The sequence below is a fragment of the Pseudomonas sp. GD04015 genome, assembly GCF_029837675.1.
Taxonomy (GTDB): domain Bacteria; phylum Pseudomonadota; class Gammaproteobacteria; order Pseudomonadales; family Pseudomonadaceae; genus Aquipseudomonas; species Aquipseudomonas paralcaligenes.
In genome coordinates, this window is the sequence record NZ_JAOEEE010000047.1 from 1 (window position 1) to 11542 (window position 11542).

The 11542-nt window shown below is 69.0% G+C and carries 9 protein-coding genes; 1 reads left to right on the forward strand and 8 read right to left on the reverse strand.

What is annotated here, in order from left to right; all coding sequences use genetic code 11:
* From pqqE to pqqA, 5 genes are all read right to left on the reverse strand, one after another.
* Positions 1 to 1148, reverse strand: a 1148-nt coding sequence (pqqE, locus tag N7640_RS23655) for a pyrroloquinoline quinone biosynthesis protein PqqE (protein ID WP_279906252.1), incomplete at its 3' end; no start/stop codon positions are given.
* Positions 1120 to 1398 (reverse strand): pyrroloquinoline quinone biosynthesis peptide chaperone PqqD, encoded by a 279-nt coding sequence (gene pqqD, locus N7640_RS23660; RefSeq protein ID WP_279903811.1) that lies wholly within the window; start codon positions 1396 to 1398, stop codon positions 1120 to 1122. The genes pqqD and pqqE, both read right to left, overlap by 29 nt.
* 133 nt (positions 1399 to 1531) lie before the next feature.
* On the reverse strand, positions 1532 to 2299 hold the full coding sequence (pqqC, locus tag N7640_RS23665) for a pyrroloquinoline-quinone synthase PqqC (RefSeq protein WP_279903813.1): 768 nt from the start codon (positions 2297 to 2299) through the stop codon (positions 1532 to 1534).
* Between the two features lie 10 nt (positions 2300 to 2309).
* Complete coding sequence (pqqB, locus tag N7640_RS23670; RefSeq protein ID WP_279903814.1) at positions 2310 to 3221, reverse strand: pyrroloquinoline quinone biosynthesis protein PqqB; 912 nt, start codon at positions 3219 to 3221, stop codon at positions 2310 to 2312.
* Between the two features lie 45 nt (positions 3222 to 3266).
* Entirely contained in the window at positions 3267 to 3338 is a 72-nt protein-coding gene (gene pqqA / locus N7640_RS23675) for a pyrroloquinoline quinone precursor peptide PqqA (protein WP_003239771.1), read from the reverse strand.
* Between the two features lie 389 nt (positions 3339 to 3727).
* Between pqqA and N7640_RS23680 the strand changes: the two genes are divergently transcribed.
* Positions 3728 to 5659, forward strand: a complete 1932-nt coding sequence (locus tag N7640_RS23680) for a sigma-54-dependent Fis family transcriptional regulator (RefSeq protein WP_279903815.1) — start codon at positions 3728 to 3730, stop codon at positions 5657 to 5659.
* A 192-nt stretch (positions 5660 to 5851) separates the two neighbouring features.
* Here N7640_RS23680 and aldA read toward each other — a convergent pair whose 3' ends face one another.
* From aldA to N7640_RS23695, 3 genes are all read right to left on the reverse strand, one after another.
* Positions 5852 to 7288, reverse strand: coding sequence for an aldehyde dehydrogenase (gene aldA / locus N7640_RS23685; RefSeq protein WP_279903816.1), 1437 nt, complete (start codon positions 7286 to 7288; stop codon positions 5852 to 5854).
* Between the two features lie 64 nt (positions 7289 to 7352).
* Positions 7353 to 9542, reverse strand: a complete 2190-nt coding sequence (locus N7640_RS23690) for a PQQ-dependent dehydrogenase, methanol/ethanol family (RefSeq protein ID WP_279903817.1) — start codon at positions 9540 to 9542, stop codon at positions 7353 to 7355.
* Positions 9543 to 10014: 472 nt separating this feature from the next.
* The gene (locus N7640_RS23695) at positions 10015 to 11535 is read right to left on the reverse strand and encodes an aldehyde dehydrogenase family protein (RefSeq protein ID WP_220813107.1); all 1521 of its coding nucleotides are present in this window, start codon (positions 11533 to 11535) and stop codon (positions 10015 to 10017) included.
* Positions 11536 to 11542: the final 7 nt, after the last annotated feature.

Consider the following 11542-nt stretch of genomic DNA (forward strand, 5'->3'; position numbering starts at 1 on the left):
TTGCAGATCAGCCGCGAGGCCTTGTCGTTGCGGAAGGTCAGTTCGCCGAGGCCGGCGCCGCCCTGTTCCGCCTCGCGCCGGGCGTCGAGGATCATGCCGTGGTGGGCCGACTTGGCGCAGACCGGGTCGGCGTTCTCCGCCGTGCCGGTGAGCATGAACGCCTGGCAGCGGCAGCCGCCGAAGTCACGTTCCTTCTCGTCGCAGGTGCGGCACGGCTCAGGCATCCAGTCGTCGCCACGGAAGCGGTTGAAGCCGAAGGAGTCGTACCAGATGTGGCGGATGTCGTGTTCGCGCACGTTGGGGAATTTCACCGGCAGCTGCCGGGCGCTGTGGCAGGGTAAGGCGGTGCCATCCGGGGTGACATCGAGGAACAGGTTGCCCCAGCCGTTCATGCAGGCCTTGGGGCGCTCCTCGTAGTAATCGGGGGTGACGAAGATCAGTTTGCACGGGTGGTTCTGCGCCGCCAGCCGCGCCCGGTATTCGTTGGTGATGCGCTCGGCACGCTCCAGCTGCGCCTTGCTCGGCAGCAGGCCGGCGCGGTTGAGCTGGGCCCAGCCGTAGAACTGGCAGGTGGCGAGTTCGACGAAGTCCGCCTCCAGTTCAAGGCATAGCTCGATGATGCGGTCGATGCGGTCGATGTTGTGCCGGTGGGTGACGAAGTTGAGCACCATCGGGTAGCCGTGGGCCTTCACCGCGCGGGCCATGGCGACCTTCTGCGCGTAGGCCTTGCCGCTGCCGGCGAGCAGGTTGTTGAGCTCCTCGTCGGCGGCCTGGAAGCTGATCTGGATGTGGTCGAGCCCGGCCTCGGCGAAGGCCGCCACCTTGGCCTCGGTGAGGCCGATGCCGGAGGTGATCAGATTAGTGTAGTAGCCCAGATCGCGGGCCGCGCGGATCAGCTCGGCCAGGTCCTGGCGCACCAGTGGCTCGCCGCCGGAGAAGCCAAGCTGCGCCGCGCCCAGCTCGCGGGCCTGGCGGAACACCTCGATCCACTCGGCGGTGCTCAGCTCCTCGCCCTGGCGGGCGAAGTCCAGCGGGTTGGAGCAGTACGGGCACTGCAGCGGGCAGCGGTAGGTCAGCTCGGCCAGCAGCCAGAACGGCGGGCCGACCTGCACGCCGGGCTTAGCGCAACTCGATCCAGAACTGGGCATGGGCCACCTCGAGGAACGCCAGGATGTCTTCGTCGATGCCCGGCACTTCCGGGAAGCGGCTCTGCAGCTCGGCCACCAGGGTCGCCACGCTGCGCTGGCCGTCCACCAGCTTGAGAATCTCGCCGGCGCTCTCGTTGAGCTTGATCATGCCCTCCGGGTAGAGCAGCACGTGGCAGCCCTGGGCCGGCTCGAACTGCAGGCGGAAGCCGCGGCGGATGGCCGGCACGCTGGAGAACAGGTGTACGGTCATGGCGTGGGCTCCCATGCGGTGTGTGCGACAAAAGTGGAGTTCGATTTGGTGCGCGCGGCGCACCCTACGCGGGGCACGACGGTGTGCATGGCGACGTATGTAGGGTGCGCCGTGTGCACCGGCTGACCCCGGCTCATGGCGCGATGCCACGGTGCCACACGCGCTCACGGGTCACTGTGTGGTACGGCGGGCGCTGCAGTTCGTAGGCCATGCTCATGGCGTCGAGCATGCTCCACAGCACGTCGAGCTTGAACTGCAGGATGTTCAGCATGCGCTCCTGGGCCTCGCGGGTGCGGTAGTGTTCGAGGGTGATGCGCAGGCCGTGCTCGACGTCGCGGCGCGCCTCCTTCAGGCGCTTGCGGAAGTAGTCGTAGCCGGCTGGGTCGATCCACGGGTAGTGCTGCGGCCAGCTGTCCAGGCGCGACTGGTGGATCTGCGGGGCGAACAGTTCGGTCAGCGAGCTGCTGGCCGCCTCCTGCCAGGACGCGCGGCGGGCGAAGTTGACGTAGGCATCCACGGCGAAGCGCACGCCCGGCAGCACCAGCTCCAGGGACAGCACCTGCTCGCGCTCCAGGCCCACCGCCTCGGCCAGGCGCAGCCAGGCCTCGATGCCGCCCTCCTCTCCCGACGTAGCGACGCCCGGCGCGCCGTCATGGTCGAGGATGCGCTGAATCCACTCGCGGCGGGCGTCGCGGTCCGGGCAGTTGGCCAGGATCGCGGCATCCTTCAGCGGGATGTTCACCTGGTAGTAGAAGCGGTTGGCCACCCAGCCCTGGATCTGCTCGCGGCTGGCGCGGCCCTGGTACATGGCGACGTGGAACGGGTGGTGGATGTGGTAGCAGGCACCCTTGGCGCGCAGCGCCTGTTCGAATGCCTCGGGGGTCATGGCCGGCTCATTCATGCCAGGCTCCTCAGAGTTCGATGCCCATGCCGTCGAAGGCGACCTCGATGCCGTGCGCGGCCAGTTCGGCGCGCTCGGCCGAGTCCTCGTCGAGGATCGGATTGGTGTTGTTGATATGAATGAGCACCTTGCGCGCGGCCAGGCCCTGCAACGCCGCGATCATGCCGTGCGGGCCGCTCTGCTGCAGGTGGCCGAGCTGGCTGCCCAGCTTGCCGCCGACCTCGGCGCGGATCATCTCGTCGTCGCGCCAGAAGGTGCCGTCCACCAGCAGGCAGTCGGCGGTCGCCATGCGTGCGCGCAGCCCGGCGTCCACCTGGCCCAGGCCGGGGGCGTAGAACAGCGTGCCGCCGGTGCGCCGGTCGCGCACCAGCAGGCCGATGTTGTCGCCGGGGTGCGGGTCGTTGCGGTGCGGCGAATAGGGCGGCGCGGCGCTGTGCAGCGGGAACGGGACGAACTCCAGCTGTGGGCAGGCGGCGATGGTGAAGGAGCCTTCCAAAGCGATGGGGCGCCAGTGCAAGCCGCCACCCGGCCAGTGCGAGAGCATGTCGAACAGCGGGAAGCCGCTGGTCAGGTCCTGGTGGACCATCTCCGTGCACCACACCTCGTGCGGGCAGCCCTCGCGCAGGCTGAGCAGCCCGGTGGTGTGGTCGATCTGGCTGTCGAGCAGGACGATGGCGGCGATGCCGGTGTCGCGCACCGCCCGCGCCGGCTGCAGCGCCGGGAAGGCTTCCAGCTGGGCACGGATGTCCGGCGAAGCGTTGCACAGAATCCAGTTGACCCCGTCGTCGGACAGGGCGATGGACGACTGGGTGCGCGGCCGCACGTTCAGCGTGCCTTCGCGCAGGCCACGGCAGTTGCGACAGTTGCAGTTCCATTGGGGAAAGCCGCCACCGGCGGCCGACCCGAGAATCTGGACGAGCATACGGACTGCTCCGGGTGAAGCCCCGGCGGACCGGGGCTGTGCGGATCAACGATTGGCGAAGTACAGGGTCACTTCGAAGCCAATGCGCAGGTCGGTATAGCTAGGCTTGGTCCACATGGGTCGATCCTCTTCTTGTAGGCCGATGGATTACGGCCATTCGAGTTAAACACCAGGGTCGCCCCCTCCGAATGATACTTTCGAAGGAATTGCCCCCCTGATTTGGTAGGACGGGCGCGACAGCTGTCGCCCCGCCCGCTACAGGTGTCGCAGCACTGCGACAACTGTCCCGGCCGGCGCCGCCCCGGAGCGCGGAAAACCGCGCCGGCAGGGGCCGCGCCACGATGCGGGCGAGGCGGCACGGCACTTGCTGCGCCTCTCGCCGTTCGACGGATGGATGACTGCACTTCGCTCCCGCCCGGAGTAAGGTTGGGACACGACGCCAAACGAACGGCTCCATGAAAAACAACAACGCGCCGCGGCACGATCCGCGGCCGACGGGAGTGCCCATGACCGCCCATGCCTTGGAAACCTGCCCGAACGACCTCGCCGCCTTCGTCGCGGACCACTTCCCCGAGCGCGGCATCCGCCCCGACGGGCTGATCGCCCGCTCCTGGTACCGCAGCGTGGTGGAGCACCGGCTCGATCCACGCGGCCCCGTCGAGAAGAGCATCCTCACCGCCACCGAGCTGCGCGAGCACCAGGCCCTGCACGAGGAGTACCTGGCCATCGCCGGCCAGGGCGTCAGCGGCCTGGCCAGGCGCGTGGTGCCGGCCGGCTTCGCCGTGCTGCTCAGCGACGAGCATGGCGTCACCCTCGACGCCCGCCTGCCGCGCCAGCGCGACCTCTATACCCAGGCCGGGCTGATCGTCGGCGCGCGCTGGGACGAATCCATCGCCGGCACCAACGGCATCGGCACCACCCTGGCCGCCGGCCAGCCGATGACCATCCACCGCCAGGAGCACTTCCTGGTCTCCAACTTCCGTCTGAGCTGCTCGGTGGCGCCGATCTACGACGCACAGAACGCCCTGCGCGGCTGCCTCAACGCCACCTGCCTGAACAGCGACGGGCCGAAGGAGGCGCAATACCTCACCCTGCAGCTGGTGATCATGTATGCCCGGCTGATCGAGAACGCCAGCTTCCGCCAGCGCTACCGCGACCGCCTGAGCCTGTCGCTGAAGCCGCGCGACGACATCGCCGACCTGGCCAACGAACAGTTGCTGGCCCTCGACGAGGGCGGCCGGGTGATCGGCGCCAACCACGCGGCCTTCGCCGCCTGCGCGGCGCATGGCATCGACCTGCTCGGCAGCCGCATCGACCAACTGTTGCCGGCCGGTGTCGACGAACTGCTCGGCCTGACCCACGGCGGCGCCCGGGGCGTGCGCCTGCGCACCCTGTTCGACGAGGCGCTGGTGGACATCGGCCTGCGCATTCCCGCGGCCCAGCCCCGCCGCGCGGCGAGCACGGCAGCCACGCAGCCCGGGCACCCGGACCTGCAGCGCCTCAGCGGTGGCGACGCGCGCCTGCAGGACGGCGTGCGGCGCCTGCGCAAGGTGCTCGACAAGGGCATCCCGATCCTCGTCACCGGCGAGACCGGCACCGGCAAGGAGGCCTTCGCCCGCGCCATTCACCAGGCCAGCGCGCGGCACGCCGGGCCCTTCGTCGCGCTGAACTGCGCGGCGATCCCGGAGAGCCTGATCGAGAGCGAGCTGTTCGGCTACCGTGGCGGCAGCTTCACCGGCGCCAGCAAGAAGGGCATGAAGGGCAAGCTGGAACTGGCCAACGGCGGCACCCTGTTCCTCGACGAGATCGGCGACATGCCCGCCCACCTGCAGACCCGCCTGCTGCGCGTGCTGGCCGAGCGCGAGCTGTTCCCCCTCGGCGCCGACGCGCCGGTGGCGCTGGACGTGCAGGTGGTGTCCGCCACCCACCAGGACCTGGCGGCGATGATCCAGGGCCGGCAGTTCCGCGAGGACCTGTTCTACCGCCTCAGCGGCATGACCCTGCACCTGCCGGCCCTGCGCGAACGCGGCGACCGCGACGCGCTGATCGACCAGCTGCTGGCCGGCCTCGCCCCCGACCTGCGCCTGGACGACGTGGTGCGCGAGCGCCTGCGCACCCATCGGTGGCCGGGCAACATCCGCCAGTTGCTCAACTGCCTGCGCTACGCCGCCGCCCTGGCCGAGAACGGCCGCATCGACCTGGACTGCCTGCCGGCGGAGCTGCATCAGGCGCCCTTGCCGCCCGCCACCGCGAGCACTTCGGCGAACGGCGAGCTGGCCGCGCGGCTGGGCGACGACGAGGCGCGCCACCTGTACGCCGCTCTGCGCGAACAGCGCTGGAACATCAGCGCGGTGGCCGAGGCGTTCGGCATCGCCCGCTCCACGCTGTATCGCAAGATGAAGAAACACGGCATCGTCCAGCCCAACGAACTTTTCTGAGTCCGGCGCGACACGCCGCCCGCGCCCTGGGAGCCGATCCATCCGGCAGGTACAAGTAGGGTGCGCCATGCGCACCATGTGCCCTCCCCAAGTCCAACCGGTACTCCCGCTCCTTTCGCCTGGCATCGCGCGCAATGCCAGGAAAAAGGAGCGGGGTCGGGCCAGCGCCCTTCCCCGCTCAAGCATGCCCGGTCACTCCTGCGCGTAGATCACGTGGGTGTGGGTGTACTCGTACAGGCCGTGCTTGCCGTCCGCGCCGCCGATGCCGGACTTGCGCGTGCCGGCGTGGAAGCCCTGCATGGCCTCGAAGTTCTCGCGGTTGATGTAGGTCTCGCCGAAGTCCAGCTCGCGGCTGGCCTTGAGCGCGGTGCTCAGGTTGCGGGTGTAGATGGACGAGGTCAGGCCGTACTCGCTGTCGTTGGCCAGGGCGATGGCCTCGTCGAGGTCGTCGACGATCTGGATCGGCAGCACCGGGCCGAAGACTTCCTTGCGCATGATCTCCATGTCCGCCGTGCAGCCGGCCAGCACCGTGGGCTGGTAGTGGAAGCCACGGCCCTTGTCCGCCAGCGCGCCGCCGGTGACCACCTGGGCGCCCTGCCCGGCCGCCGTGCGGACCATCTGCGCGACCTTGTCCAGGCCGGCCTGGTTGATCAGCGGCCCCATGTCCAGGTCGGCCTCGACGGAGGGGTCGCCGTAGCGGGTGGCGGCCATCGCCGAGGCGATCCTGTCGATGAACTGGTCGGCCACCTTGCGCTCGACGTAGACACGCTCGGCGCAGTTGCACACCTGCCCGGTGTTGATCACCCGCGAGGCCTTGATGGCGTTCACCGCCAGCTCCAGGTCGGCGTCGGCGAGGACGATGGCCGGCGCCTTGCCGCCCAGCTCCAGGTTGAGCTTGGTGATGTTCGGCGCCGCCGCGGCCATGATCCGAGAGCCGGTGCCGACACTGCCGGTGAAGCTGATCAGGTCCACCCCGGCATGGCTGGTCAGGGCGCTGCCGGCGCCCGCGCCGGTGCCGCCGACCACGTTGAACACGCCGCGCGGCAGGTCGGTCTCGGCCACCAGCCTGGCGAACTCGAAGCAGTTGATCGGGGTTTCCTCGCTGGGTTTGATCACGATGGTGTTGCCGGTGATCAGCGCCGGCGCCATCTTCCGCGCGATGAGGAAGAACGGGAAGTTCCACGGCAGGATGCCGGCCACCACGCCGAGCGGCTTACGCAGCAGGAAGATGTGCTCGCCGGCGCGGTCGCTGGTCAGCACCTCGCCCTCCAGGCGGCGCGCCCATTCGGCCATGTAGTCCAGGTAGTCGGCGGTGAAGTTGACTTCCACCTCGGCCAGGGCCGGCACCTTGCCGCCCTCGGTGGTGATGATGCGCGCCAGGCGCGGCGCGTTGGCGCGCACCTTGGCGGCGATCTGGCGCAGGTAGCCGGCGCGCTCGATGGCCGGCCTGGCGGCCCAGCCCTTCTGCGCGGCGCGGGCGGCGGCGATGGCGCGCTCGACCTGCTCGGCGCCGGCCTCGGGGATGCGCGCCAGCAGCGCGGCGTTGGCCGGGTTGCGCACCTCGATCAGGCTGTCGCTGCCGACGAAGGTGTTGTCGATGTAGTGCTGGTAGGTGGTGATGTCGCTCATGGTCGCTCTCGCTGTGCGGAGTGGGCGGACGGGCGCGCGCCACGGCGGCGCACGCCCGCGTGGATCACTTGGCGCTGAATTTCTTCCAGGCGTCGCCTTCCTGCTGCAGGTCGTGGGCGCGCTTGATCAGGTACTGATGGATCTGGTCCACCTGCTTGGCATCGAAGGCCTCGGCGAACGACGGCATGCCGTCCGGCACGCGGCCGCCGTAGAGGATGCCGAGGAACATCTGGTGCTTCTCCGGGGTGAGCTTGCGCAGGTCCGGCAGCACGCCGCCGCTCACCGCGTGGATGCCGTGGCACTGCGAGCAGTGGCCGTCGTAGAGCTTGGCGCCGGCCTCCACGGTGGCCGCGTCGGCGGTCAGCGGCGGCGGCTTCGGCGCGTCGGCCGGCGGCGCCGGCTCGCGCAGCCTGGCGGTGCCGCCGAGCTTGTAGGTGAGCACCTGGGCGAACGGCTGCACGCCGGCGCGTAGCGACAGGGCGCCGGCGAAGGTGGAGAAGGCACCGCCCCAGCCGGCCATGAAGGTGACGTACTGCTCGCCGTCCACCGAGTAGGTAATCGGCGCGGCCATCACGCCGCTGGCGGCCGGCTGCTCCCAGAGCTTCTTGCCGTCCTCGGCGGCGTAGGCGATCACCCGGCCGTCGGCGCTGCCCTCGAACACCAGGTTGCCGGCGGTGCTCAGGGTGCCGCCGTTGAAGATGGTCACGTAGGGCACTTCCCAGGCCGCCTCCTGCTTGACCGGGTCCCAGGCGATCAGCTTGCCGGACCAGGTCTTGGCCATCTCCAGCAGGCCGTCGGCGCCCTCCGGCATCATCCCGGTGCGCAGGCCGAGCTGGTACATGCTCTTGAACGGGTTGCGGGTGGGCGCCTCGGGGATGTGCTCGTAGTAGGCGGACATGATGTGCGCCGGGATGTACACCAGCCCGGTCTTCGGGTTGAACGACATCGGGTGCCAGTCGTGCGCGCCCCAGAACGCCGGGGTCACCAGGTTGCGCTTGCCGTTCTTCCAGTAGGCGGCGTTCTCCTCGTCGACGATGGGCCGGCCGGTCTTCATGTCCATGCCCTTGGTCCAGTTCTGCGGGACGATGCCCTTGGCCGAGAGCAGCTCGCCGGTGGCGCGGTCGATGACGTAGAAGAAGCCGTTCTTCGGTGCCTGCATCAGCACCTTGCGCGGTTTACCCTCGATCTCCAGTTCGGCGAGGATCATGTGCTGGGTGGCGGTGAAGTCCCAGGCGTCGCCCGGGGTGGTCTGGTAGTGCCAGGCGTATTCGCCGGTGTCGGCATCGACCGCGACGATGGAGGACAGGAACAGGTTGTCGCCCTTGGCCTGACTGCGCCATTTCGGGTCCCACAGCGAGCCGTTGCCGACGCCGATGTAGAGCAGGTTCAACTCCGGGTCGAAGGCGAAGGAGTCCCACGCGGTGCCGCCGCCGCCCTGCTCGACGAAGGCGTCGCCGTGCCAGGTCTTGGCCGCGATCTCCATGGCCTTGTCTTCCGGCGGCAGCTTGGGGTCGCCCGGCACGGTGTAGAAGCGCCAGGCCTGCTTGCCGCTCTCGGCGTCGTAGGCGGTGACGTAGCCGCGCACGCCGAACTCGGCGCCGCCGTTGCCGATGACCACCTTGCCGTTCACCACCCGCGGCGCGCCGGTGATGGTGTAGCTGCGTTTGTGGTCGGCGCGGGTGTCGACCGACCAGACGCGCTTGCCGGTCCGGGCGTCGATGGCTTCCAGGCGGCCGTCGAGCACGCCGACGTAGACCTTGCCCTTCCACACCGCCACGCCACGGTTGACCGCGTCGCAGCAGGCCTCGCCGGCGCGCGAGCGATCCGACTGCGGGTCGTACTTCCACAGCAGCTCGCCGTTGCGCGCGTCCAGCGCGTAGACCACCGAGAACGGCCCGGTGGTGTACATCACGCCGTCGACCACGATCGGCGTGGCTTCCACGCCACGGTCGAGGTCGAGCTTGTAGCTCCAGGCCAGGCCGAGCTTGCCGACGTTCTGCTGGTTGATCTGTTCGAGCGGGCTGTAGCGCTGCTCGTCGTAGGTACGGCCGTGGCTCATCCAGTTGCCCGGCTCCCGGTCGGCGGCGACGATGCGCTTGCCGTCGACGTTGGCCGGTGTCTCGGCGGCCTGGGCGGTATGGGCGAAACCGGCCAGCAGCATGGCGGCGAACAGGGCACGGCGAGGAGTACGCAGAGCGGGATGCCGGCCGGATGACGGGCAGGCGGAAGGCGCGGTGAGGCCAATCGATCTCATGGAGTGTCTCCGATTCTTGTTGTTGCCACGGCGGCCACGCCGGGGCTTGCAGGCACAGGAGCAACGGCTGTGCCAGCACCGCGACGGATGGCCGCAGGCCAGGCGGCACGCGGCCTGCGGAGAAACGGCGGGACTCTGGAAAGGCGCGGCGGAGCGCGACACCTGTTGCAGCGGACGGGACGGCTGTCGCACCGGCGCGACGCCTTCGCCGCCTCGCGGAAAAGAAAAAACGCGGCAGCGCCGCGTTCGACAGGACCTGCCGCTCCGAAGGGAGTAGGCGGTGTGGGAGAGGGCAGGACGCCCGGAGGCTCATCGAAAAAAAGCGCGGCCTGGGACCGCGCGGGACATCAATCCATCTGCCGGACAATGGCCGCACAGGCGGCCCACGCTCAGTTGGGCCGGCGACGGAAGCGCTTCCCTGCGCTCGATGAAAAAGCTGTCGGCGCCCGCCGCGAAGCGGGCGCGCCCCGGGTCAGAAGAAGCCCAGCGGGTTGATGTCGTAGCTCACCAGCAGGTTCTTGGTCTGCTGGTAGTGGTCGAGCATCATCTTGTGGGTCTCGCGGCCGACGCCGGACTTCTTGTAGCCGCCGAAGGCGGCGTGCGCCGGGTACAGGTGGTAGCAGTTGGTCCACACGCGGCCGGCCTTGATGCCGCGGCCCATGCGGTAGGCGATGTTGATGTCGCGGCTCCACACCCCGGCGCCCAGGCCGAACTCGGTGTCGTTGGCGATGGCCAGCGCCTCGGCCTCGTCCTTGAAGGTGGTCACGCCGATCACCGGGCCGAAGATTTCCTCCTGGAACACGCGCATCTTGTTGTCGCCCTTGAGCAGGGTCGGCTGGATGTAGTAACCGTTGGCCAGGTCGCCGGACAGGCGCTCGGCGCCGCCGCCGGTGAGCACCTGGGCGCCCTCCTGCTGGGCGATCTCGAGGTAGCTGAGGATCTTGTCGTACTGCTGCTGCGAGGCCTGGGCGCCGACCATGATGTCGGTGTCCAGCGGGTTGCCGCGCTTGATCTGCTTGACCTTCTTCAGCACCTCGGCCATGAACGCGTCGTAGATGCTCTCCTGCACGATCGCGCGGGACGGGCAGGTGCACACCTCGCCCTGGTTGAAGAAGCCCAGCACCAGGCCCTCGGCGGCCTTCTCGATGAACGCCGGCTCGGCGCGCATGATGTCCTCGAAGAAGATGTTCGGGCTCTTGCCGCCCAGCTCCACGGTGCTCGGGATGATGTTCTCGGCGGCGCATTTCATGATGTGCGAGCCGACCGGGGTGGAACCGGTGAAGGCGATCTTGGCGATGCGCTTGCTGGTGGCCAGCGCCTCGCCGGCCTCGCGGCCGAAGCCCTGGACGATGTTCAGCACGCCCGGCGGCAGCAGGTCGCCGATGATCTCCATCAGCAGGGTGATCGACAGCGGGGTCTGCTCGGCCGGCTTGAGCACGATAGCATTGCCGGCGGCCAGCGCCGGGGCCAGCTTCCAGGCGGCCATCAGCAGCGGGAAGTTCCACGGGATGACCTGGCCGACCACGCCCAGCGGCTCGTGGAAGTGGTAGGCCACGGTGCCGTCGTTGATCTCGGCGGCGCTGCCTTCCTGGGCGCGGATGCAGCCGGCGAAGTAGCGGAAGTGGTCGGCGGCCAGCGGTACATCGGCGTTCAGCGTCTCGCGCACGGCCTTGCCGTTGTCCCAGGTCTCGGTGACGGCGAGCAGCTCCAGGTTCTGCTCGATGCGGTCGGCGATCTTCAGCAGGACCAGCGCGCGGTCCTGCACCGAGGTGCGGCCCCAGGCGTCGGCGGCGGCATGGGCGGCATCCAGGGCCTTATCGATATCCTCGGCGCTGGAGCGCGGGAACTCGGCGATGACCTGACCGTTGACCGGGGAGGTGTTGACGAAGTACTCGCCCTTCACCGGCGGCACGAACTCGCCATTGATGTAGTTGCCGTAGCGTGGCTTGAAGGAAACGATGGAGCCGGGAGTCCCAGGTTGAGCGTAAATCATGACGATG